The sequence below is a fragment of the Mycolicibacterium madagascariense genome (genome assembly GCF_010729665.1).
Taxonomy (GTDB): domain Bacteria; phylum Actinomycetota; class Actinomycetes; order Mycobacteriales; family Mycobacteriaceae; genus Mycobacterium; species Mycobacterium madagascariense.
In genome coordinates this window covers 2166692-2189240 of record NZ_AP022610.1, presented here as the reverse complement: position 1 = coordinate 2189240, position 22549 = coordinate 2166692, and the positions used below count along the sequence as shown (strand labels likewise).

General features: G+C 70.4%; 20 protein-coding genes. 6 read left to right on the top strand and 14 right to left on the bottom strand.

The annotated features are described in order from the left end of the window. Nucleotides 1–29: 29 nt before the first annotated feature. A complete protein-coding gene (locus tag G6N60_RS10340; RefSeq protein WP_179969671.1) occupies nt 30–1463 on the top strand; it encodes a phytoene desaturase family protein in 1434 nt (477 codons plus the stop codon). Between the two features lies 1 nt (nt 1464). Here G6N60_RS10340 and G6N60_RS10335 read toward each other — a convergent pair whose 3' ends face one another. The 4 genes from G6N60_RS10335 to G6N60_RS10320 form a co-directional block, all read right to left on the bottom strand. Then, the gene (locus tag G6N60_RS10335) at nt 1465–2130 is read right to left on the bottom strand and encodes a TetR family transcriptional regulator (RefSeq protein WP_163736206.1); all 666 of its coding nucleotides are present in this window, start codon (nt 2128–2130) and stop codon (nt 1465–1467) included. Between the two features lie 160 nt (nt 2131–2290). Continuing rightward, entirely contained in the window at nt 2291–3292 is a 1002-nt protein-coding gene (gene ilvC / locus G6N60_RS10330; protein WP_179969779.1) for a ketol-acid reductoisomerase, read from the bottom strand. Nucleotides 3293–3344: 52 nt separating this feature from the next. Then, on the bottom strand, nt 3345–3851 hold the full coding sequence (ilvN, locus tag G6N60_RS10325) for an acetolactate synthase small subunit (RefSeq protein ID WP_163736198.1): 507 nt from the start codon (nt 3849–3851) through the stop codon (nt 3345–3347). A 1-nt stretch (nt 3852) separates the two neighbouring features. Then, complete coding sequence (locus tag G6N60_RS10320) at nt 3853–5748, bottom strand: acetolactate synthase large subunit (protein WP_163736195.1); 1896 nt, start codon at nt 5746–5748, stop codon at nt 3853–3855. 313 nt (nt 5749–6061) lie between these two features. Between G6N60_RS10320 and G6N60_RS10315 the strand changes: the two genes are divergently transcribed. After that, nucleotides 6062–6403 carry a PH domain-containing protein gene (locus tag G6N60_RS10315; RefSeq protein WP_163743762.1) on the top strand — a complete coding sequence of 114 codons (342 nt, stop codon included), beginning with the start codon at nt 6062–6064 and terminating at the stop codon, nt 6401–6403. A gap of 3 nt (nt 6404–6406) precedes the next feature. Here the strand turns inward: G6N60_RS10315 and G6N60_RS10310 are convergent, their stop codons facing one another. Next, on the bottom strand, nt 6407–7246 hold the full coding sequence (locus tag G6N60_RS10310) for a DoxX family protein (RefSeq protein ID WP_163736191.1): 840 nt from the start codon (nt 7244–7246) through the stop codon (nt 6407–6409). A 144-nt stretch (nt 7247–7390) separates the two neighbouring features. Here G6N60_RS10310 and G6N60_RS10305 point away from each other — a divergent pair, with 144 nt between their 5' ends. Beyond that, nucleotides 7391–8494 (top strand): PQQ-dependent sugar dehydrogenase, encoded by a 1104-nt coding sequence (locus tag G6N60_RS10305; protein WP_197746983.1) that lies wholly within the window; start codon nt 7391–7393, stop codon nt 8492–8494. Between the two features lie 36 nt (nt 8495–8530). On the opposite strand, the gene gatB is transcribed toward G6N60_RS10305, so the two are convergent. The 4 genes from gatB to gatC form a co-directional block, all read right to left on the bottom strand. Then, nucleotides 8531–10042, bottom strand: a complete 1512-nt coding sequence (gene gatB, locus G6N60_RS10300) for an Asp-tRNA(Asn)/Glu-tRNA(Gln) amidotransferase subunit GatB (RefSeq protein WP_163736188.1) — start codon at nt 10040–10042, stop codon at nt 8531–8533. 112 nt (nt 10043–10154) lie between these two features. After that, the gene (locus G6N60_RS10295; RefSeq protein ID WP_163736184.1) at nt 10155–11186 is read right to left on the bottom strand and encodes an ATP-dependent 6-phosphofructokinase; all 1032 of its coding nucleotides are present in this window, start codon (nt 11184–11186) and stop codon (nt 10155–10157) included. Between the two features lie 17 nt (nt 11187–11203). Next, the gene (gene gatA / locus G6N60_RS10290) at nt 11204–12688 is read right to left on the bottom strand and encodes an Asp-tRNA(Asn)/Glu-tRNA(Gln) amidotransferase subunit GatA (protein ID WP_163736181.1); all 1485 of its coding nucleotides are present in this window, start codon (nt 12686–12688) and stop codon (nt 11204–11206) included. Continuing rightward, nucleotides 12685–12984 carry an Asp-tRNA(Asn)/Glu-tRNA(Gln) amidotransferase subunit GatC gene (gatC, locus tag G6N60_RS10285; protein ID WP_163736178.1) on the bottom strand — a complete coding sequence of 100 codons (300 nt, stop codon included), beginning with the start codon at nt 12982–12984 and terminating at the stop codon, nt 12685–12687. Before gatC ends, gatA begins: the two co-directional genes overlap by 4 nt. An 80-nt stretch (nt 12985–13064) precedes the next feature. On the opposite strand from gatC, the gene G6N60_RS10280 reads away from it, so the two are divergent. Then, nucleotides 13065–13748 carry an ACT domain-containing protein gene (locus tag G6N60_RS10280; RefSeq protein ID WP_197746931.1) on the top strand — a complete coding sequence of 228 codons (684 nt, stop codon included), beginning with the start codon at nt 13065–13067 and terminating at the stop codon, nt 13746–13748. On the opposite strand, the gene ligA is transcribed toward G6N60_RS10280, so the two are convergent. After that, nucleotides 13745–15871 (bottom strand): NAD-dependent DNA ligase LigA, encoded by a 2127-nt coding sequence (gene ligA / locus G6N60_RS10275; RefSeq protein WP_163736172.1) that lies wholly within the window; start codon nt 15869–15871, stop codon nt 13745–13747. The two genes, G6N60_RS10280 and ligA, sit on opposite strands and share 4 nt — an antisense overlap. 120 nt (nt 15872–15991) lie before the next feature. Between ligA and G6N60_RS10270 the strand changes: the two genes are divergently transcribed. Next, complete coding sequence (locus G6N60_RS10270; RefSeq protein WP_163736170.1) at nt 15992–17596, top strand: 4-coumarate--CoA ligase family protein; 1605 nt, start codon at nt 15992–15994, stop codon at nt 17594–17596. On the opposite strand, the gene G6N60_RS10265 is transcribed toward G6N60_RS10270, so the two are convergent. Together G6N60_RS10265 and G6N60_RS10260 are read right to left on the bottom strand one after the other, a co-directional pair. Continuing rightward, nucleotides 17593–18555, bottom strand: a complete 963-nt coding sequence (locus G6N60_RS10265) for a hypothetical protein (RefSeq protein WP_163736167.1) — start codon at nt 18553–18555, stop codon at nt 17593–17595. The genes G6N60_RS10270 and G6N60_RS10265 overlap by 4 nt on opposite strands. A 34-nt stretch (nt 18556–18589) precedes the next feature. Further along, a complete protein-coding gene (locus G6N60_RS10260; RefSeq protein WP_163736164.1) occupies nt 18590–19600 on the bottom strand; it encodes a uroporphyrinogen decarboxylase/cobalamine-independent methonine synthase family protein in 1011 nt (336 codons plus the stop codon). Between the two features lie 45 nt (nt 19601–19645). Here G6N60_RS10260 and G6N60_RS10255 point away from each other — a divergent pair, with 45 nt between their 5' ends. Beyond that, nucleotides 19646–20284: a sensor domain-containing protein gene (locus G6N60_RS10255; RefSeq protein ID WP_163736162.1), complete on the top strand. Its 639-nt coding sequence runs from the start codon at nt 19646–19648 to the stop codon at nt 20282–20284. Here G6N60_RS10255 and mnmA read toward each other — a convergent pair. Then, nucleotides 20281–21363: a tRNA 2-thiouridine(34) synthase MnmA gene (mnmA, locus tag G6N60_RS10250; protein WP_263992072.1), complete on the bottom strand. Its 1083-nt coding sequence runs from the start codon at nt 21361–21363 to the stop codon at nt 20281–20283. The genes G6N60_RS10255 and mnmA overlap by 4 nt on opposite strands. Further along, nucleotides 21360–22544 carry a cysteine desulfurase family protein gene (locus G6N60_RS10245; RefSeq protein ID WP_163736158.1) on the bottom strand — a complete coding sequence of 395 codons (1185 nt, stop codon included), beginning with the start codon at nt 22542–22544 and terminating at the stop codon, nt 21360–21362. Before G6N60_RS10245 ends, mnmA begins: the two co-directional genes overlap by 4 nt. Between the last annotated feature and the right edge of the window lie 5 nt (nt 22545–22549).

The window sequence follows — 22549 nt, the reverse complement described above, 5'->3', positions numbered from 1 at the left end:
GCAGGAGCGGAGCGACCCGGGGGGCGGACGTGGACGTCACCGTGGTGGGCAGCGGACCCAATGGTCTGAGCGCGGCGGTGACGTGCGCCAGAGCCGGCCTCAAGGTGCGGGTGATCGAGGCGCAGCCGACCGCCGGTGGCGGGGCCAGGACGCTGGCCGACCCCGAGTTTCCCGGGGTCGGTCACGACATCTGCTCGGCCGTGCATCCGCTGGCGCTGGCGTCGCCGTTCTTCAGCCAGTTCGATCTGCGGGCGCGCGGGGTGCAGCTGACGGTCCCCGACGTCTCCTACGCCAACCCACTGCCGGGGCGCCCCGCCGCGATCGGCTACGCCGACCTGGACCGCACGTGCGACGAACTCGACGACGGCAGCTCGTGGCGGCGCCTGATCGGTCCGCTGGCCGCCGACTGCGACGGCGTGGTCGGCCTGCTGCTCGGCGACAAGCGCTCCATCCCGCCGTCCCTGCCCGCCGCGCTGCGCATCGCCCCCCGGGTGCTGGCCCAGGGCACTCCGCTGTGGCGCAGCCTGCGCGGCGAGGATGCCCGCGCTCTGTTCAGTGGCGTTGCCGCACATACGATTTCGCAGATGCCGTCACTGGTGTCCTCGGGTGCCGGGCTGATGCTGGCCACTCTCGCGCACGCCGTCGGCTGGCCCATTCCCGTCGGCGGATCGCAGGCCATTCCGGATGCGCTCATCGCCGACCTGCTGTGCCACGGTGGCGAGCTGGTACTGGGGGAAGAGGTCACGGAGCCACCCGCCGGGGTCGTGCTGTACGACACCGCGCCCACCGCGCTGCTGCGGATCTACGGTGACCGTCTGCCGCCGCGGTACTCGAAGACGTTGCAACACTACCGATTCGGGCCAGGGGTGGCCAAGGTCGACTTCGTGCTGTCCGACGAAATACCCTGGAGCGACCCACGATTGGCGGACGCGCCGACCCTGCACCTCGGCGGCACCCGGCAGCAGATGGCCCTGGCCGAGCGGGAGATCGCCAGGGGGCGGCTCGCCGAGTGGCCGATGGTGCTCGCCGCGCTCCCCCACCTCGCCGATCCCGGCCGCATCGACGAGCGGGGCCGCCGGCCGCTGTGGACCTACGCCCACGTCCCCGCGGGCTCCGACGTCGACATGGCCGACACCGTCACGGGCATGTTCGAGCGCTTCGCGCCGGGGTTCCGCGACGTCGTCGTGGCAGTTCGCAGCGTGCCCGCGTCGCGGCTGTCCGAGCACAACGCCAACCTGGTCGGCGGTGACATCGGCGTCGGCGCCAACAACATGGTCAGCGCGCTCACCGGTCCGTCGGTGCGGTGGGATCCCTGGGCGACGCCGCTTCCCGGGGTCTACCTATGTTCGTCGGCCGCCCCGCCGGGGGCAGGCGTGCACGGCATGGCCGGCTACTACGCCGCACGCACGATGCTGCGTCGCAAATTCGGCATCACGACGCTGCCGGACCTGGCGCCCCGCTGACTCAGCCGCGGGCGATGCTGCGAATGGCCGCCGCGGCCCGACGGGTCGTGAACTGCAACAGGTAGTCGAGGCGATCGGGGCTGGCGAATCCGGGCAGCGTCGTGCACCAGCTGTCCCTGACGTTGGTCAGGAAGGACGGGGCGTCGTCGAGATCGCTGACCTGGCGCATGCCGACGTAGTGGCCCACCAGGACGTGGGCGAGGACCTCGGGGTCGCAGTCGGCGCGCACGTCGCCGTCGGCGATCGCCTGCTCCAGCACCGTGATCGAACCCTTGACCCACTCGTCGACCGGTCCGGTGCCGTGCTCGCCGGGCCTGCGCACCTCGCTCTCGAGGTTCGCCGACGCGCGGGCATAGACGTCGCAGACGTCGAGGGTCGCGACCATGAACGTGATTTCGACCATCGTCTCCAGCCCGGAGCCGCCGTGTGCGAGCAATTCCATCGTTCCTGCGCGCACGGCGGCGGCGTGGTGTTCGACGAGGGCCCGCGCCAGCGCGTGCTTGGACTGGAAGTGGAAGTACAGCGCGCCCTTGGAGACGTCGGTGTCGGCGATGACCTCGTCGACGCTGACCGAGGCGAACGCCCGGCGGGCGAAGTGGCCGGCCGCCGAATCCATGATCTTCTGGCGGGTGATCTCAGCGCGGGTGTCGGCGTCCTGGTTGATCACGCGGCACGACGACATTCCCGCCGCGGGCGCGTCATCGCAACACCGCAGCGGGTCTCGGCCACGGTGGGCAATGACATTCGGCGATCCTTCATCGTCACGGAGACAGGGCGGCGACGCATCGGTTGAGCCGAAGGCCCACCCGACGCGCCGCCCGAACAGACTACGCCGTCTCCGTGATCGGCCGGTCCACCCAGCTCATCAAGTCGCGCAGCTTCTTGCCGGTGACCTCGATGGGGTGCTCGGCGTTCTCCTTGCGCAGCTTCTCGAGCCGCTTGTTGCCACCCTCGACGTTGGCGACGAGCTCCTTGACGAAGGTGCCGTCCTGAATGTCCTTGAGGATGGCGCGCATCCGGTCCTTGGTGTCGGCGTCGATCACCCGGGGACCCGACAGGTACCCGCCGAACTCCGCGGTGTCGGAGACCGAGTAGTTCATCCTGGCGATCCCGCCCTCGTACATCAGGTCGACGATGAGCTTGAGCTCGTGCAGCACCTCGAAGTAGGCCATCTCCGGGGCGTAGCCCGCCTCGACCATGACCTCGAAGCCGACCTTGACGAGTTCCTCTGTGCCACCGCACAATACGGCCTGCTCGCCGAAGAGATCGGTCTCGGTCTCCTCCTTGAACGTGGTCTTGATGACGCCCGCGCGGGCACCGCCGATGGCCGCGGCGTAGGACAGCGCCAACGCCTGGCCCTCACCCGTGGGGTCCTGGTCGACGGCGATCAGGCAGGGCACGCCCTTGCCGTCGACGAACTGGCGCCGCACCAGATGCCCGGGGCCCTTCGGCGCCACCATGCCGACGGTGATGTTCTCGGCCGGTTCGATCAGGTCGAAGTGGATGTTGAGGCCGTGACCGAAGAAGAGCGCGTTGCCCGCCTCGAGGTTCGGCTCGATGTCGTTGGTGAAGATCTCGGCCTGCGCGGTGTCCGGCGCCAGCAGCATGATGACGTCGGCCCACTTGGCGACCTCGGCCGGCGTGTCGACCTCGAGACCCTGCTCGGTGACCTTCTCGCGGGACTTGGAGCCCTCCTTCAGACCCACCTTCACCTCGACGCCGGAGTCGCGCAAGCTCAGCGAGTGCGCGTGACCCTGGCTGCCGTATCCGATGACGCCGACCTTGCGTCCCTGGATGATCGACAGGTCTGCATCGTCGTCGTAGAACATCTCAACTGCCACGTTATTTCCTCTTCCTCGTACGTATCTCGTCGAAACTGCGTTACTTGGTGGTGACGATTCCGCGCGGCCCGCGCGACAGCGTCACCATGCCGGACTGCGCGATCTCCCTGATGCCGTACGGCTCGAGGAGGTTCAACAGCGCGGTCAGCTTGCCGGGCGTACCGGTCGCCTCGACCACCAGGGACTCCGCCGACACGTCGACCACCTTGGCGCGGAACAGGTTCACCGCCTCGATGATCTGTCCCCGGGTCGTCGCGTCGGCCCGCACCTTGATCAGCGCCAGCTCGCGAGAGACCGAGTTGTCCTCGTCCTGCTCGACGATCTTAATCACGTTGATCAGCTTGTTCAGCTGCTTCGTGACCTGTTCGAGCGGGAAGTCCTCGACCGACACGACGATCGTCATGCGGGACAGGTTCTTCTGCTCCGTGGCGCCGACCGCCAGCGACTGGATGTTGTAGCCGCGGCGGGAGAACAGCGCCGCCACGCGCGCCAGCACGCCGGGCTTGTCCTCGACGAGCACCGACAGGGTATGGGTATGAACGGTCATATCAGGCGTGCCCCTCGTTGCCCTGATCGTCGAACAGCGGCCGGATGCCCCGGGCCGCCTGGATCTCGTCGTTGCCCATGCCTGCCGCGACCATCGGCCACACCTGGGCGTCGGCGCCGACGATGAAGTCGATCACCACGGGACGGTCGTTGATCGCCCTGGCCTGATTGATGACGTCCTCGACGTCTTCGGGCCGCTCGCAACGCAATCCGACGCAGCCGAGGGCTTCTGCCAGCTTCACGAAGTCGGGGATGCGGTGCGAATGCGTCGACAGATTGGTCTGGCTGTAGCGCTCCTCGTAGAACAGCGTCTGCCACTGCCGCACCATGCCGAGGTTGCCGTTGTTGATGAGCGCGACCTTGATGGGCGCCCCCTCGACGGCACAGGTCGCCAGTTCCTGATTCGTCATCTGGAAGCAGCCGTCGCCGTCGATGGCCCACACCTCGGCCTCGGGCTTGCCGAACTTGGCACCCATGGCGGCGGGCACCGCGTAGCCCATGGTGCCGAGACCGCCGGAGTTCAGCCACGTCTTGGGCTTCTCGTAGGAGATGAACTGAGCGGCCCACATCTGGTGCTGCCCAACGCCTGCCACGTACACCGCATCGGGTCCGGCGATGCGGCCCAGGGTTTCGATGACGTATTCCGGACTCATACTGCCGTCGCTCTGCGGCCCGTAGCTCAGCGGGAAGGTCGCCTGCACGCCGCGCAGGTACTCCCACCACTCGTCGAGGTCCAGCGTCGCGGCATCCGTGCCGATCCCCCGGTCGCTGCGCTCCTGCCCACCGATGCCGTCGCGGCGCAGCGCCCCGATCAGCTCGGTGAGCACGTTCTTGACGTCACCCACGATCGGCACGTCGGCGTTGCGGTTCTTGCCGATCTCGGCGGGATCGATGTCGGCGTGAATCACCTTGGCGTCCGGGGCGAATGAATCCAGCTTGCCGGTGACGCGGTCGTCGAATCGGGTGCCCAGCGCGATCAGCAGATCGCTCTTCTGCAGGGCGCCGACGGCCGCGACGGTGCCGTGCATGCCGGGCATGCCGAGGTTCTGGGAGTGGCTGTCGGGGAACGCACCGCGGGCCATCAGCGTGGTGACCACCGGGATGCCCGTCAGTTCGGCCAACTCCAGCAGCTGCTCGCTGGCCTCGCCGCGGATCACCCCGCCGCCGACGTACAGCACCGGCTTGCTGGCCGCTGCGATCAGCCGGGCCGCCTCGCGGATCTGCTTGCTGTGGGGCTTCGTGTTGGGCTTGTAGCCGGGCAGGTCCATCGTCGGCGGCCAGCTGAACGTGCACTCGGCCTGCAGCACGTCCTTGGGCACGTCGACCAGGACGGCACCGGGACGTCCCGACCGGGCGATGTAGAACGCCTCGGCCATGACCTGGGCGATCTCGTCACCATGGCGCACCAGGAAGTTGTGCTTGGTGATCGGCATCGTGATGCCGGAGATGTCGGCCTCCTGGAACGCGTCGGTGCCGATGAGCGCGCGTCCGACCTGACCGGTGATCGCGACGACGGGAATGGAGTCCATCTGCGCGTCGGCGAGCGGGGTCACCAGGTTGGTGGCGCCGGGACCCGAGGTCGCCATCATCACGCCGACTTTGCCGGTGGCGTGGGCGTACCCGCTGGCGGCATGCCCGGCGCCCTGCTCGTGGCGCACCAGCACGTGCCGCAGCTTCTGGCTGTCGAACAGCGGGTCGTAGACCGGCAGCACGGCGCCGCCGGGGATGCCGAAGATGGTGTCGACGTCGAGTTCCTCGAGCGAGCGGATGACGGCCTTGGCGCCCGTCATCCGTTCTGGGGCAACGACTCTGGGCTGTGCTGCCGCGGTCCGGCCGACGGCGGGCGAGCCGTTGGCGCGCCGGTCCTGCTCGGGTGGTCGCGTGGTGGGTGCGCTCACGATGTCCTCTGTGTCCTGGTGGGTCTCGATGATGCTTGGGCTTCTGGTGTTCTAGGGCAACAAAAAACCCCCGTCAGCGAATGCTGCACGAGGGTTGCGCGTCGGTGCTCGTAGGCTCTGACTGTTCAATCAGTCGGGTTACGCACCAACGCGCGAACCAAGTACTACGAGAATGGCGACGGTCTTCATGACCAGTGACGGTAGCCCCCGCACAGGTCGAAGGTCAAATTGCTGAGCACCCCCCGACCGGTGCGAAGATGGCGGCGTGAGTTCTCCCTCGGCCACCGCCCCCGTCGTCCTGCGGATCTCCCCGATGGCGCACGTCGCGGTCGGCTTCTTCACCCTGGGTCTGTTGACCCTGGTCCTCGCCAACCCCGCGGTGTTCGGTGCGGTCCTGGTGATCCCGGTCGTGGCCTCGGTCGCGGTGATCCGCTACCGCACCACCGCCGACCGCGACACCGTCACCGCGCGCACGCTGTTCGGTAGCCGGACCGTCGGGTGGGAGGACGTCGAGGGTTTGCGCTTCGACCGCAGCGCGTGGGCGTCGGCGCACCTGAAGGACGGTTCGGACCTGCGGCTGCCGGCGGTGACCTTCGCGACGCTGCCCGAGCTGACGGCGGCTACCGACGGCCGGGTGCCCAACCCCTACGAGTAGAGCTCAGGTCAGCGGGTTGGCGCCGTTGAGCAGCACCCACACGCCGACGCCCGCGCCGATCCCGAGCACCAGCGCCGCGGCCGAACCGACGAACGGACGCCTCGCCCAGCCGCGGCCCGCGTCGAACCCGTACTTGCCGGGACCCGTCAGCGTCAGCCCGGCGGCCAGCACCAGCAGCACGACGAGGTATTCGTGCCCGTCGGGCAGGAAGAACGCGAACGAGCCGCGGACGGGTTGGGCCGCGACGGCGGCGAGCAGGGAGTTGACCAGATAGGCGACCGCACCGGCGGCGGCCAGGGGCGTGAACAGCCCCAGGACCAGGAGCACGCCCGCCGCGATCTGGCCGCCCGCCGCCACGTACGTCACGACGTTGGCGTGCTGGTAGCCCATGCCAGCCAGCGACTGCTGGAAGCCCGCCAGACCCTGACCGCCCCACAGCCCGAACGCCTTCTGCAGGCCGTGGGCGATGAGCAGGGCCCCGAGGCCCACGCGCAGCAGCATGAGGCCGAGGTCCTGCGTGCCGCGGCGACCGCCGTCCGCGCGGGCCAGACCCTCGTCGGGCTCGATCTCGGTGGGCTCGGCCGAATACGTCGGCGGCCGGCCCGCGGGTTGCACGTACGGCAGGGGTTCGGGATCGGACAGCAGCCGGTACCCGCTGTTCTGGTGGCCGGAGGAACTCGTGTCGTACCGCGGGATCGCGGTCGTCTCGAAGTCACCGGCGTACGGCGATGGCGGAAGGTCGTCCTCGGGGTCGACCAGGCGCGCCGACGCGGGCCGTGTGGCCGAGGCCTCTTGGCCATCCGGTCTCTTCCATGCCCGTGGGTCGTGAGATGTACTGGTCACGTTGCCAGCGTAAATGCTGATTACCTGCGAATCGTGGATTGGCGCGGTCCTGTCACCGCTGTGTTCTGCGCGGCGCGCGCCGACCGTCGTGGCGCGCACCGCCCCGCGATCCGTAATCTGGCGGGCATGAGTCTGCGCCGGCCGATGCGGGGTGTGCTGGTGCTGCTGTGCGCAGCGTTGCTGGGGGTATCGGGGTGCGCCCGCTTCAACGACGATGTGGCCCAGCCGTTCACGACCGAACCCCAGGCCGGTCCGCCGCCGAGCAGCGAACCGCCCCCGCCGCCCCCGCTGCCCGCCCAGCCGTTCCCGAAGGTGTGCGCCGCCAAGGGCGTGATGCAGGGCTGCCTGGAGAGCACCAGCGGTCTGATCATGGGCCCCGACAGCAAGTCCGCGCTCGTCGCCGAGCGGCTCACCGGCGCCGTCAAGGAGATCGCCACCAACGCCGAACCCAAGGTCAAGGTCGTCATACCGGTCGATCCGTCCGGGGACGGTGGGCTCATGGACATCGTGCTGTCCCCGACCTACGAGCAGGACCGGCTGATGTACGCCTACATCAGCACGCCGAGCGACAACCGCGTCATCCGGATCGCCGACGGCGACGTGCCGAAGCCGATCCTGACGGGCATCCCGAAGGGCGCGACGGGGAACATGGGTGCGCTCATGTTCACCAGTCCGACGACGCTCGAGGTGCTCACCGGAGACGCCGGTGACCCCGCGCAGGCGGCCGATCCGGGTTCGCTGGCCGGCAAGCTCATCAGGATCGAGCAGCCCACCACCGTCAACCAGGCCCCGCCGACGACGGCGCTGAGCGGCATCGGGTCCGCGGGCGGCCTGTGCCGCGACGACGCAGATGGTTCCCAATACGTGACCGATCGGACACCGAACGGTGACCGCCTGCAACGCATCACGAAGGACTCGGTCGTCTCGACGGTGTGGACGTGGCCCGACAAACCGGGCATCGCGGGCTGCGTGGTGACCGACGGCACGGTCCTGGTCAACATGGTCACCACGAAGCAGACGGTCGCCGTCCGCCTGGCGCCCGACACCGGCGCCGTCACCGGCAACCCCGAGGTCATTCGCCAGGACACGCACGGTCACGCCTGGGCGCTGCAGCTGTCCCCCGACGGCAACGTCTGGGGCGGCACGGTCAACAAGACCTCCGGCGACGCCGACAAGTTCGACGACGTCGTGTTCCCGCTGTTCCCGCAGGGCGGCGGATTCCCGAGAAGCAACGCCGAGAACACCTGACGCGCGCGCGCCGGAACTCCCCCGGCGCGGGCGGCGCTAGCCGTCGACGCCGCAGGCAGCCAGGACCAGTTCGCGTACGCGGGCCGCGTCGGCCTGACCCCGGGTGGCCTTCATGACCGCGCCGACGATCGCACCCGCCGCCTGCACCTTGCCGCCGCGGATCTTGTCGGCGACACCGGGGTTGGCCGCCAGCGCCTCGTCGACCGCGGCCTGCATCACCGAATCGTCGCGCACGACGGCCAATCCGCGGTCGGTCATCACCTGCTCGGGCTCACCCTCACCGGCCAGCACGCCCTCGATCACGTCGCGGGCGAGCTTGTTCGACAGCTTGCCGTCCTCGACGAGCTGCACCACGGCCGCCACCTGCCCGGGGGTAATGGCCAACTCCGCGGGCGTCACCCCGAGCTCGTTGGCCTTCTGCACCAGGAAGTTTCCCCACCATGCCCGCGCGGCCTCGCTCGGGGCGCCCGCGGCGACCGTGGCGGCGACGAGGTCGATGACGCCGTTGTTGACCAGGTCTCGCATGACCTCGTCGGAGATGCCCCAGTCCTGCTGAATCCTGTTGCGCTGCAACCACGGAAGCTCGGGGATCGTGCCGCGCAGCCGTTCGATCAATTCGGCGTCCGGCGCTATCGGCTCCAGGTCGGGCTCGGGGAAGTAGCGGTAGTCCTCGGCGGTCTCCTTGCGCCGACCCGCACTGGTGTAGCCGTCCTCGTGGAAGTGCCGGGTCTCCTGAACGATCTCGCCGCCGGCCTCCAGAACCGCTGCCTGGCGGCGCATCTCGTACCGCACGGCCACCTCGACGCTCTTGAGCGAGTTGACGTTCTTCGTCTCGGTGCGGGTGCCGAACTCCTGTGCGCCGATGGGCTTGAGCGACACGTTGGCGTCGCAGCGCATCGAGCCCTGATCCATCCGCACGTCCGATACGCCCAAGCCGCGCAACACCTCTCGCAGCGCGGTGACGTAGGCGCGGGCGATCTCCGGGGCCCGCGCACCGGCTCCCTCGATGGGCTTGGTGACGATCTCCACCAGCGGCACGCCCGCGCGGTTGAAGTCGAGCAGCGACGTCGTCGCGCCCTCGATGCGACCGGTGCTGCTGCCGAGGTGCGTCAGCTTGCCGGTGTCCTCCTCCATGTGCGCGCGCTCGATCTCCACGCGCCAGGTGGTGCCGTCGTCGAGCGGGGCGTCGAGGTAGCCGTTCACCGCGATCGGTTCGTCGTACTGGCTGATCTGGTAGTTCTTCGGCTGGTCGGGATAGAAGTAGTTCTTGCGGGCGAAGCGTCCCCAGGGGGCGATGTCGCAGTTGAGGGCCAGACCGATGCGGATCGCGGACTCGACGGCCGCGGCGTTGACGACCGGCAACGAGCCGGGCAGGCCGAGGCACGTCGGGCAGACGTGGGTGTTGGGTTCGGCGCCGAATTCGTTGGCGCAACCGCAGAACATCTTGGTCGCCGTCGACAGTTCGACGTGCACCTCCATGCCCATCACGGGTTCGTAGCGGGCGATGACCTCGTCGTAGTCGAGCAGTTCAGCGGGGGCAAGGGTCATGTCTCGATCTTAGTTGGGCGCCCACTCCCCCCGCGATCCCCTCGCGAGCAGCCGCAAAGGTGCTGCGACACGCCGCGAAAAGTGCACTTTCGCGTCTGTTCGCGGGGAGGGGTCAGCCGAAGAATTCCGCCGCGTCGTCGTAGCGGCCCTGCGGGACCAGCTTCAACTGCTTGACCGCCTCGGCGAGGGGGACGCGGCCGATCTCCTGACCGCGCAGCGACACCATCATCCCGTACTCGCCGGAGTGCGCGGCGTCGGCGGCGTTGACCCCGAAGCGGGTGGCGAGCACGCGGTCGTAGGCGGTCGGGGTGCCCCCGCGCTGCACGTGGCCGAGCACGGTGGTGCGCACCTCCTTCTTGATGCGCTTCTCGATCTCGACGCCGAGCTGATGGGCGACGCCGGTGAACCTGACGTGCCCGAACTCGTCGATGCCTCCGTCGCGCAGCGCCATGCTGCCCTCGGCGGGCTGGGCGCCCTCGGCCACCACGCAGATGAAGTGCGAATCACCGCGGACGAATCGCTGCTTGATCAGTCGGCAGACCTCTTCGACGTCGAACGGCTGCTCGGGAATGAGCGTCATGTGCGCACCCGAGGCGAGCCCGGCGTTCAGCGCGATCCAGCCGGCGTGACGTCCCATCACCTCGACGAGCATCACGCGCTGGTGCGACTCGGCCGTGCTGTGCAGCCGGTCGATCGCGTCGCTGGCGATCTGCAGCGCCGTGTCGTGACCGAAGGTGACGTCGGTGCAGTCGATGTCGTTGTCGATGGTCTTCGGCACCCCGACGACGGGGACGTTCTCCTCCGACAGCCAGTGCGCCGCGGTCAGCGTGCCCTCGCCGCCGATGGGGATCAGCACGTCGATCCCGTTGTCCTCCATCGTCTGCTTGATCTGGTCCAGCCCGGCCCGCAGCTTGTCTGGGTTGACCCGGGCGGTGCCGAGGATCGTGCCGCCCTTGCCGAGCAACCGGTCGTTGCGGTCGTCGTTCGCGAGCTGAATCCTGCGATCCTCCAACAGACCTCGCCAGCCGTCGAGGAATCCGACGACCGAGGACTTGTATCTGGCGTCGCACGTCCGGACGACGGCGCGGATGACCGCGTTCAGTCCAGGACAGTCGCCGCCGCCGGTGAGAACTCCGATGCGCATGGTCGTATCCTCCCCCGTCAGAGCGCGGTCGGCAGCGGACCGCGGGCCGCCTCGTAAGCCGCACCGACGCGATAGAGCCGGTCGTCGGCGAGCGCGGGGGCCATGATCTGCAGGCCGACGGGCAATCCGTCGTCCTGCGACAGCCCCGACGGCACCGACATCCCGCAGTGCCCCGCCAGGTTCAACGGCAGTGTGCAGAGGTCGAACAGGTACATCGCCAACGGATCGTCGACCTTCTCGCCCAGCCGGAACGCCGTCGTCGGGGTGGCGGGCGAGATCAGCACGTCGGCGCTTTGGTAGGCCCGCTCGAGGTCCCTGGCGATCAGCGTGCGCACCTTCTGCGCCTGGTTGTAATAGGCGTCGTAATAGCCCGCCGACAGCGCATAGGTGCCAATCATGATGCGGCGCTTGACTTCTGGGCCGAACCCGGCGGCCCGCGTCAACGCCATCACCTCCTCGGCGCTGTGCGTCCCGTCGTCGCCGACCCGCAGCCCGTAGCGCATCGCGTCGAAGCGGGCGAGGTTGCTCGACACCTCCGACGGCAGGATCAGGTAGTAGGCCGCCAGCGAATGGTCGAGGTTGGGGCAGTCCACCTCGGTCACCTCGGCGCCCAGCGCGGTCAACTGCTCCACGGCGGCGTGGAACGACGACAGCACGCCCGGCTGGTAGCCCTCGCCGCTGCGCAACTGCTTGACCACGCCGACGCGGACGCCCGTCAGATCGCCCCGCGCTCCCTCCCGCGCCGCGGCGACGACGTCGGGCACGGCCGCCTCCACCGACGTCGAGTCGCGGGGGTCGTGGCCGGCGATCACCTGGTGCAGCAGCGCCGTGTCGAGGACCGTGCGCGCGCACGGGCCGCCCTGATCCAGCGACGACGCGCATGCGATGAGCCCGTACCGCGACACCGTTCCGTAGGTCGGCTTGACCCCGACGGTCGCGGTCAGCGCGGCGGGCTGGCGGATGGAGCCACCCGTGTCGGAGCCGATGGCCAGCGGCGCCTGGAACGCGGCGAGCGCGGCGGCACTGCCGCCCCCCGAGCCGCCGGGTACGCGCTCCACGTCCCACGGGTTGCGGGTCGGGCCGTAGGCGGAGTTCTCCGTCGAGCTGCCCATCGCGAACTCGTCCATGTTGGTCTTGCCGAGGATCGCCAGCCCGGCCGCTCGCAACCGCGCCGTCACCGTCGCGTCGTAGGGCGAACGCCAGCCCTGCAGGATCTTCGAGCCGCACGTCGTGGGCATGTCGACCGTGGTGAACACGTCCTTCAACGCCAGCGGGACGCCTGCCAGCGGCGACGGCAGCGACTCTCCCGCAGCGACGGCGGCATCGATGCGACCGGCCTGGGCCAGCGCAGCGTCGGCCTCGACGTGCAGGAACGCGTGGTAGCGGTCGTCGGTGGCCGCGATCTGGTCGAGATGGGCCTGCGTCACCTCGGTCGAACTGACGTCCTTCGCGGCGATCTTCGCACCGAGGGTGGCCGCGTCGAGCCGGACCAGGTCGTTCACTGCGACTCCCCCAGGATGCGGGGCACACCGAAGCGGCCGTCGACGGCCTTGGGCGCGGCGGCCAGCGCCTCGTCCTGCGTCAGGCACGGCGCGACCACGTCGGGCCGGGTGACGTTGACGCTCTTCAACGGGTTGTCGGTGGCTTCGACGCCGGTAACGTCGACCGCCTGGATCGCACCGACGTGCGCCAGGATGGCATCCAGTTGGCCGGCGAAGCTCTTCAGCTCGTCGTCGGACAGGGTGAGCCGGGCCAGACGCGCCAGGTGGGCGACGTCGTCCTGCGAGATCTGCGACACGACCGCCAAGCCTAGTCACCGCGGGGATCCGCGCTGCGCCGGGCTTTCCGACTCGCAACGCGCCCGCCACGCGTGAAACAGTGTCAGCCGTGCCGTCTTATCTGCTGCGGGTCCAGCTGGAGGACCGGCCCGGCAGCCTCGGTTCGCTCGCCGTGGCGCTCGGGTCGGTGGGCGCCGACATCCTGTCCCTGGACGTGGTGGAGCGCACGGCCGGGTTCGCCGTCGACGACCTGGTCGTGGACCTGCCCCCCGGCGCCATGCCCGACATGCTCATCACGGCCGCCGAGAAGCTGAGCGGTGTCTACGTCGACAGCATCCGCCCGCACACCGGCCTGCTCGAGGCGCACCGCGAATTGGAGCTCATCGACCACATCGCCGCCGCGCCCACCAAGCACGACAAGCTGCAGGTGCTCGCCGACGAGGCGCCCAAGGTGCTGCGCGTCGGCTGGTGCATGGTGCTGCGGCTCTGCGACACCGGGCCCGACGCCACCGGGCTCGAGGTGGTGGCCGCGAGCCATGGGGCGCCGGAGACCGCCGCCCAATCGGCCCCCTGGCTGCCGCTCGAACACGCCGAGGCCCTCGACGGCACCGCCGACTGGATCCCGCAGGTCTGGCGCGACTTCGACACCACGCTCGCCGCCGCACCGCTCGGCGACCACCACACGGCCGTCATCCTGGGGCGTCCCGGCGGACCGGACTTCCGACCGTCGGAGGTCGCCCGCCTCGGCTACCTCAGCGGGATCGTGGCGACCATCGTCCGCTAGCCCTCGCCGGCGGGCACCTCGGCCGAGCCGTCGTCGTCGGCCTCCGCGCCCGAGCCCTCGCCGGCGGGCGCCTCGTCGGGGCCGTTCTCGAGAAGCCGTCGGAACCCGTCCTCGTCGAGCACGGGCACGCCGAGTTCGATCGCCTTGTCGTACTTGGAGCCCGGCGCGTCACCGGCAACGACGTAGGCGGTCTTCTTGGACACCGATCCCGCCGCCTTGCCGCCGCGGGCCAGGATCGCCTCCTTGGCCTCGTCACGGGAGAACCCGGTCAACGATCCGGTGACGACGATCGACAACCCCTCCAGGGTCCGCGCGATGCTGGCGTCGCGCTCGTCCTGCATGCGCACGCCGGCCGCGCGCCACTTGGCGACGATCGCCCGATGCCAGTCCACGGTGAACCAGTCGACGACGGCGGCGGCGATCGTCGGGCCGACGCCCTCGCTGGCCGCCAGCTGCTCCTCGGTGGCGGACTCGATCGCCTCGAGGCTGCCGAACTCCCCGGCCAGTGCGCGGGCCGCGGTGGGCCCGACGTGGCGAATGGACAGCGCCACCAGCACGCGCCACAGCGGCTGCTGCTTGGCCTTGCCGAGGTTGGCGAGCAGGCGCTTGCCGTTGGCCGACAGCTCGCCCTTCTGCGTCGTGAACAGATCCGTGCGCAGCAGGTCGTCGACGGTCAAAGAGAACAGGTCGCCCTCGTCGGTGATGACCCCGGCCTGCAGCAGGGCGATCCCGGCCTCGTAGCCCAGACCCTCGATGTCGAAGGCGCCGCGGCCCGCCACGTGGAACACCCGCTCCCGCAGCTGCGCCGGGCAGGACCGCGCGTTCGGGCAGCGGATGTCGGCGTCGCCCTCCTTGGAGGGGGCGAGCGGGGTGCCGCACTCCGGACAGGTCGTCGGCATCACGAATTCGCGCTCGCTGCCGTCGCGGACGTCGACCACCGGACCCAGCACCTCGGGGATGACGTCGCCCGCCTTGCGGATCACCACGGTGTCGCCGATCAGGACGCCCTTGCGCTTGACCTCGGAGGCGTTGTGCAGCGTCGCCAGTCCCACCGTGGACCCGGCGACCTTCACGGGCTCCATGTAGGCGAACGGGGTGACGCGTCCGGTGCGGCCCACGTTGACGCGGATGTCGAGCAGCTTGGTCGTGGCCTCCTCGGGCGGGTACTTGTAGGCGATCGCCCAGCGCGGGGCGCGCGACGTGGCGCCGAGGCGGCGCTGCAGGCCGACGTCGTCGACCTTGACGACCAGCCCGTCGATCTCGTGCTCGACGTCGTGGCGGTGCTCACCCCAGTAGGCGACGCGCTCGCCGACCGCCTCGATGCCCGTCACGCGGGTCGTGTGGTCGGACACCGGGAGTCCCCAGGCCTTGAGCGCGAGGTAGGCGTCGTGCAGCGTGGCCGGGGTGAAGCCCTCCGCGCGACCGAGGCCGTGGCAGATCATGTGCAGCTTGCGCCGCGCCGTGACCGCCGGGTTCTTCTGCCGCAGCGAGCCCGCCGCGCTGTTGCGGGGATTGGCGAAGGGCGCCTTGCCCTCGGCGACGAGACCGGCGTTGAGCTCCTCGAAGTCGGCGAGCCGGAAGAACACCTCGCCGCGCACCTCCAGCGTCGTGGGCACCGGGTAGTCGTCGCTGGGCGCGAGGCGTTCGGGGATGTCGTCGATGGTGCGGGCGTTGAGCGTGACGTCCTCACCGGTGCGGCCGTCACCGCGGGTGGCCGCGCGCACCAGGACCCCGTCGCGATACACCAGCGCCAGCGCGACCCCGTCGATCTTGAGTTCGCACAGGAATTCGGGATCGGCGCCGACCTCTCCGGTCAGGCGCGCCGCCCACGCCGACAGCTCGTCGGTGTTGAACACGTTGTCCAGGCTCAACATTCGCTCGAGGTGGTCGGCGGAGCTGAAGTCCGTCGCGAAGCCCGCACCGCCCACGAGCTGGGTCGGCGAGTCGGGGGTACGCAGCTCCGGGTAGCGCTCCTCCAGCGCCGTCAGCCGACCGAGCAGCGCGTCGAACTCTCCGTCGGAGACGATCGGGGCGTCCTTGACGTAGTAGCGGAACTGATGGCCGCGCACCTCGTCGGCCAGCTGCTGCCACTCGCGACGGACGTCGGCGTCAGGTGAGCTCACCTGACGGAGATTATCCGAGGCGTCCGACACCCTCGCCCCCGTCGACCGTCGGCGAACCCGACCGCCGAGCTCGACCAGGGGTTACCCACCGCCGGGCCGACGTGGTTCGATCAGGGCACGATGAGTTTCGCGAGCCCCTTCCCCCAGGTCCAGATTCCCACCACCAGCGTCTACGACTACCTCTTCGCCGATGCCGCCGACGCCGCCGAGCGCGTCGCACTGGTCGACGCGGCCACGGGCGCGGAGACGACGTACGGCGACATGATCGCCCGCATCGACGCGTTCGCCGGGGCGCTTGCCGACCGTGGCATCGGCGTCGGTGACGTCGTTGCGCTGTTGGCGCCCAACAGTTCCGCGTTCGCCATCGCGTTCCACGGAATCCTCCGGGCCGGTGCGACCGCGACGACCGTCAACGCGCTCTTCACGGCCAAGGACATCGGCAAGCAGCTCGCGGACTCGCGCGCCACGCTGCTGGTCACGGTGGCAGCGCTGGCCCCGCAGGCCGTCGAGGGGGCGGCCGCCGTCGGGCTGGGCGCCGACCGCGTCGTCGTGCTCGACGGACCCGGCGCGGCCGTCGACGGACATCCGAACGCCGAGGACCTGGCGGCCGCCGGCACGCCCGCACCGGAGGTGACGTTCGACCCCGCCACCCACCTGGCGGCGCTGCCCTACAGCTCGGGCACCACGGGCAACCCCAAGGGCGTCATGCTCACCCATCGCAACCTGGCCGCCAACGTCGCGCAGATCCGTCCGCTGCAGGGCATGACGCCCGACGACCGCATCCTCGCGGTGCTGCCGTTCTTCCACATCTACGGCATGACCGTGCTGCTCAACGCCGCGCTGCACGCCCGCGCGCGGCTGGTCATCATGCCCAACTTCGACCTGGAGAAGTTCCTCGGCAACATCCAGGAACATCGCTGCACGCATGCGTTCATCGCGCCGCCGGTGGCCGTCGCCCTCGCCAAGCATCCGCTGGTGGACTCCTTCGACCTGTCGAGCCTGCGCAGCATCATGTCCGGCGCGGCACCGCTCGACGAGGAACTGGGCAACGCCGTGGCCGCACGGCTGAAGTGTCACGTGGTCCAGGGGTACGGCATGAGCGAGCTGAGCCCGGTCAGCCACATCACCCCGCCCGACGGCGGGCAGCAGGCGATCGGTTCCGTCGCGCCGCTGAGCTCGTGCGGCTGGACCGTCCCGAACGCCGTCAGCAAGATCGTCTCCGACGAGGGAGTCGAAATCGACCCTCCCGCATCGGGTCTCAGCGAGACCGGCGAACTCTGGTTCAAGGGCCCCAACGTCATGGCCGGTTACCTCGGCAACGACGAGGCCACCCGCCAGACGATCGACGAGGACGGTTACCTGCACACCGGCGACGTGGCGCGCGTCGACTCGACGGGCTGCGTCTACATCGTCGACCGGCTCAAGGAGCTCATCAAGTACAAGGGCTATCAGGTGCCGCCCGCCGAACTCGAGGCGGTGCTCCTCAGCCACCCCGGCATCGGCGACGCCGCCGTCATCGGTGTCGTGGACGCCGAGTCGGGCGAGGAAGTGCCAAAGGCGTTCGTGGTCAAGCAATCTGGCGCGGAGCTGACCGAAGCCGAGGTGATGGAGTTCGTCGCGAGCCACGTGGCGCCCTACAAGAAGGTCCGCCAGGTGGCATTCATCGACGCGATCCCCAAGTCGGCGTCGGGGAAGATCCTGCGCAAGGATCTGCGCACGGTCTAACGGCCGACGAGCTGGGACGCCGCCTTCGTCGCCCGGGCTTGGCGGTGCCCCAGCCAGATTCCGCCGATCGGCGCCAGCAGCAGCCCGGCGATGCCGAAGAGTGCGCCCGCGGGCCAGCCCGGCTGCACGCGTCGCCACATCGACGGCACCGGGGTATCGGCCAGCGGCCACGGGACGGCCGTCATGGTCGCCGCGGGCGCTGGCGCCGGAATCGGCTGTGGCGCAACGGGTTCGAATTGACGGTAGATGGGCGTCGTCGCCCGGTCGATGGTCGGCTCGGCCACCGGCCCGCCGATGTCGCCGGCGGGCGGCGGCGCCTGGTAGGCCGGTGATCGTCCGTCGCCGAAGGTCACGACCGGCGTCAGAAAGCTCGGTATCGCCGACCCGGCGAACCCCACCCCGCCGCCGCTCGCGGGCGCGAGGACGGTGGGGCCGACGGCGGCGGGTACGACACCGACGGCGTCGGTGGTCGGGTTCGACGACGGGGCGACCGCAGACGTCGCCGGGCGCGTGGCGGCGGGGCGCGTGACGGCGGGCGTGACGGTGGCGGCGGGCGTGACGGTGGCGGTGGCTGGTCGGACCGCCGAGACGCTCGAGGTGCCGCGACCCGCGGTGGTTCCCGTGCTCTGGCCGCCGCCACCCTGCGTCCGGCCGCCGGGCCCGCCCGAACCCTGCCGGTGGCCGCGACCCCCGTCCGGACCGTGGGGACCGCCGACACCCCGGTCCCGATCGGCCCGGTCGCCCCTTCTGCGGTCGTGTCGATCGCCGTCGCGAGAGTCGTGGCGGCCCAGGTGGCTCAGACCACCGTGCGCGCCGAGTCCGCCCTCGGTGCCCGCGGCGGGACCTGGCGTGGCTCTCCCGTGGTCGGCCGAGCTGACGGCGATGCCGGGTCCGCTCGCCATCGAGATGGCGAACACCGCCGCGGCGCCAGCCGCCACGCCCTTCATCGACTTAGCCACGGGCCTCCCTGAGCGATCGCGTGCGTCAATAACCCTACGCCGCGCTGGGGTCCTCGGTAATGCCATCGGCTACCTTTTGCGCCAGTTCGACGGCCGCCCTCGCCCAGGTGGCCGTCGCCCCGGCGAGCCCACACGTGGGCGTGATGCCACAGCGTTCCCGCAGGACGTCGCGCGGAAACCCAAGACGATCGGTGATCGACGCCGCGGCCTTAGCCACCTCCTCGGATGAGGGTTTGCGGTCGGGCGCCTGCGCCGGAACCACCCCGAGTTGCACCACGCGGCCGGCCTCCACGAACTCGCCGATGCCGTCGAGATCGGCCGCGGTCAGGGTGGCGGTGTCCACCGAGACGGCGGCCAGCGCGCTGCGCCCCAGCATCCGCCACGGCAGCTCCGGCGCGCAGCAATGCAGCGCGACCTCACCTCCGATGGTGGCCACGCACTCGTCGAGCAGGCTCTGGGCGAACGGCTCGTCCACGGCGTGCACCGGCGCGAAGCTGGTCACGCCCGTCAATCGCCCAGCCAGGGCAGCGGGCAGCGACGGTTCGTCGAGCTGCACCACGACGGTCGCCTCCAAGCGGCGGGCGACCTGCGCACGGTGCAGCCTGATGCCCTCGGCCAGGCTGCCCGCGAGGTCGCGAACGGCTCCGGCGTCGGTGATCGCGCGGTGACCATTGCCCAGCTCGAGTTGCGCGGCCAGCGTGATGGGCCCCGGCGCCTGCACCTTGACCGCGCGCGTCCCGCCCCGCAGCCCGGCCCGCTCCCAGGCCTCCTCCAGCGCGTCGACGTCCTCGTCGAGCAGACTCGCCGCGCGCCGCAGTACGGAGCTGCGGCCAGGGGCGATGCGGTAGCCGCGGGGCACGGTGTCGATCCCGATGTCGACGAGCAGCGCTCCGGCGCGGCCGATCAGGTCGGCGCCGACGCCGCGCGCGGGCAGCTCGACGAGGTGGGTCAGGGTGTGCAGTTCGCCGACGACCACGCCGGCCGCATCGCGCGCCACCGTGCCTGGCCAGGATCCGATGCCGGTTGCCGCGGCGAAGACGCTCACGCGCCAACAGTATTCGATGGTCGGTCAGAAGAGTTACCGTCGACCATGGCCGCATTTGCCCACACCGTGCTGGTCACGGTGGGCGCGGTGGCGCTGACCGCGGCATGCGCCGTGCCGGTCACCGGTCGTGCCGTGCGGGCCGCACCCGACTCCGACGACCACCCGGCGTCGGTGGTCGACGTCGACGGCGTCCTCCTCGAGCAATCCGAGATGCAATCGATCACCGGCGCCGGCGATCCGCTGACGATCGTCCCCACGATGGACGGCAAATCACCGGTCGACATCGACGTGTTCGCCAGCCGCGTGCCCGCGCAGTGCGCCTGGCTCTTCGCCGAGACGCAGACGTTCGGCTCGGACGTCGAGGACTTCCACGAGACCACGTATCAGGACCCGCCGCAGGGGGCGCTGATCTCGCAGGGCGCGGCGGGCTACCGCGACCTTCCGACGGCCCGCGGCGCGTTCGAGGCGCTCGCCGGGCGGGTGGCCCAGTGCGGGTCGACGACGTCGGGTTTCCTTGCCACCTGGACGGCGACCGGTGACGCGATTGAGTTGACGCAGGACAGCGGGTGCGACCGCGACTACCGAGTGAAGTCGGTGGTGCTCGTCGAGGTCATGTCGTGTGCCTTCAGCGCCCCGGTGCCGCAGCGGGTGATGGCCGCGATCCTGGGGCGGATTCCGGGCTAGGCGTCGGCGCGGGCGATCGTCGCGCTGGCGAGCACCTCGTCACCGTCGGGGTCGGGACGGTAGAGCACCATCGTCTGGCCGGGGGCCACCCCCCGCAGCGGGCTGCGCAGCTCCGCGACGAGCCTGCCGTCGCGGACCTCGGCGACCGCGGCGGCCAGGCCGCCGTGCGCGCGAACCTGGACCTCGCACTCGACGGGTCCGGCCATCGGCGCGCCCGAGGTGAAGACGGGCCGCTCCCCCACCAGGGTCCGCACCTCGAGGTCGGTGGCGTCGCCGACGTGCACGGTGCCCGTGTCGGCGTCGATCGCCGTGACGTAGCGCGGGCGGCCGTCGGGCCCGGGGCCCGCGATGCCGAGGCCCTTGCGCTGGCCGATCGTAAAGCCATGCACGCCATCGTGTTCGGCCAATACCGAGCCACCACCGTCGATCACCGCGCCGCGGCGCACGCCGATGCGCGCGCCGAGGAATGCCCGGGTGTCACCGGACGGGATGAAGCAGATGTCGTGGCTGTCCGGCTTGGCGGCGACGGCCAGCCCGCGCCGGGCGGCCTCTTCGCGGATCTGCGGTTTGGGGGTGTCGCCGATCGGAAAGATCGCGGTCGCCAACTGATCCTCGGTGAGGACGCCGAGGACGTAGGACTGGTCCTTGTCGGAGTCGACGGCCCGGCGCAGCCGACCGTCGGTGAGCCTGGCGTAGTGGCCGGTGGCCAGCGCGTCGAAGCCGAGCGCGAGGGCACGGGCCGACAGGGCGGAGAACTTGATCTTCTCGTTGCACCGCACGCACGGGTTGGGCGTCTCGCCCCTGGCGTAGGACGCGACGAAGTCGTCGATCACGTCCTCCTTGAAGCGATCGGCGAAATCCCATACGTAGAAGGGGATGCCGAGGATGTCGGCGACCCGGCGCGCGTCCCCGGCGTCCTCCTTGGAGCAGCATCCGCGCGATCCGGTGCGCAGCGTGCCCGGCGACGACGACAGCGCCAGATGCACGCCGACGACGTCGTGCCCGGCGTCGACCATGCGGGCCGCGGCCACCGATGAGTCGACGCCGCCGCTCATCGCGACGAGGACCCGCTTGGTCACTTCCGCCCCGCGCTGGCCAGGGCCGCCTGCCGGGCCCGGTCGACGGCGGCGGGCAGCACGGCGAGCGCCGCCTCGACGTCGGCGTCGGTGCTGGTGTGTCCCAACGACAGTCGCAGCGATCCCTTGGCGCTGGCCGGGTCGGCGCCCATGGCGATGAGGACGTGTGACGGCTGCGCCACCCCGGCGGTACAGGCCGATCCGGTGGAGCACTCGATTCCCTTGGCGTCCAACAACATCAGCAGTGCATCGCCTTCGCAGCCGCGAAAGGTGAAGTGCGTGTTGCCCGGTAGCCGTCCGTCGCCGTCGGCGCCGTTGAGGTCGACGTCGTCGAGCGAGGCGAGGACCCCGTCGATGAGCCTGTCGCGCAGCGCCGAGATCCTGGCGCGGTTGGCCTCGAGCCCGTCGACGGCCACGACGGCCGCCGCGGCCATCGCCACCGCGCCCGCGACATCCGGTGTGCCCGAACGCACGTCGCGCTCCTGGCCGCCGCCGTGCAGCAGCGGCACGCAGGCCGTGTCGCGGCGCAGCAGCAGGGCGCCGACACCGGTCGGGCCACCGAACTTGTGGGCGGCGATGCTCATCGCCGAGAGGCCACTGGCCGCGAAGTCGACCGGCAACTGACCCACCGCCTGGATCGCGTCGCTGTGCATGGGCACGTCGAACTCCGAGGCGATCGCGGCCAGTTCGGCGATCGGCATGATCGTGCCGACCTCGTTGTTGGCCCACATGATCGTGACGAGCGCGACGTCGTCGTGGTCCTCGAGCGCCTCGCGCAGCGCCGTCGTGGCGACGGCCCCGTCGGGGGTCACCGGCAACCACGTCACCTCGGCGCCCTCGTGCTCGACGAGCCAGTCGACCGCGTCGAGGATGGCGTGGTGTTCGACGGGGCTGGTGATGATTCGGCGCCGCTTCGGGTCGGCGTCCCGGCGCGCCCAGAAGATGCCCTTCACGGCGAGGTTGTCGCTCTCGGTGCCGCCCGCGGTGAAGACGATCTCGGAGGGTCTGGCGCCGAGCAAACGGGCCAGCGTCTCGCGGGCCTCCTCCATCCGACGGCGGGCCGCTCGACCCGTCGTGTGCAGCGACGATGCGTTGCCGACGGTGGCCAGCGCCGCCGTCATGGCCTCGATGGCAGCGGGGTGCATCGGGGTGGTGGCGGCGTGATCCAGATAGACGGCACTCATGGCCC

Excerpts from the sequence above, each read along its gene's own strand:
- ilvC (WP_179969779.1), bottom strand. The coding sequence starts at position 3,292 with ATGTTCTACGACGACGATGCAGACCTGTCGATCATCCAGGGACGCAAG.
- ilvN (WP_163736198.1), bottom strand. The coding sequence starts at position 3,851 with ATGACCGTTCATACCCATACCCTGTCGGTGCTCGTCGAGGACAAGCCC.
- G6N60_RS10315 (WP_163743762.1), top strand. The coding sequence starts at position 6,062 with ATGGCGCACGTCGCGGTCGGCTTCTTCACCCTGGGTCTGTTGACCCTG.
- G6N60_RS10305 (WP_197746983.1), top strand. The coding sequence starts at position 7,391 with ATGCGGGGTGTGCTGGTGCTGCTGTGCGCAGCGTTGCTGGGGGTATCG.
- gatB (WP_163736188.1), bottom strand. The coding sequence starts at position 10,042 with ATGACCCTTGCCCCCGCTGAACTGCTCGACTACGACGAGGTCATCGCC.
- G6N60_RS10295 (WP_163736184.1), bottom strand. The coding sequence starts at position 11,186 with ATGCGCATCGGAGTTCTCACCGGCGGCGGCGACTGTCCTGGACTGAAC.
- G6N60_RS10270 (WP_163736170.1), top strand. The coding sequence starts at position 15,992 with ATGAGTTTCGCGAGCCCCTTCCCCCAGGTCCAGATTCCCACCACCAGC.
- G6N60_RS10255 (WP_163736162.1), top strand. The coding sequence starts at position 19,646 with ATGGCCGCATTTGCCCACACCGTGCTGGTCACGGTGGGCGCGGTGGCG.
- G6N60_RS10245 (WP_163736158.1), bottom strand. The coding sequence starts at position 22,544 with ATGAGTGCCGTCTATCTGGATCACGCCGCCACCACCCCGATGCACCCC.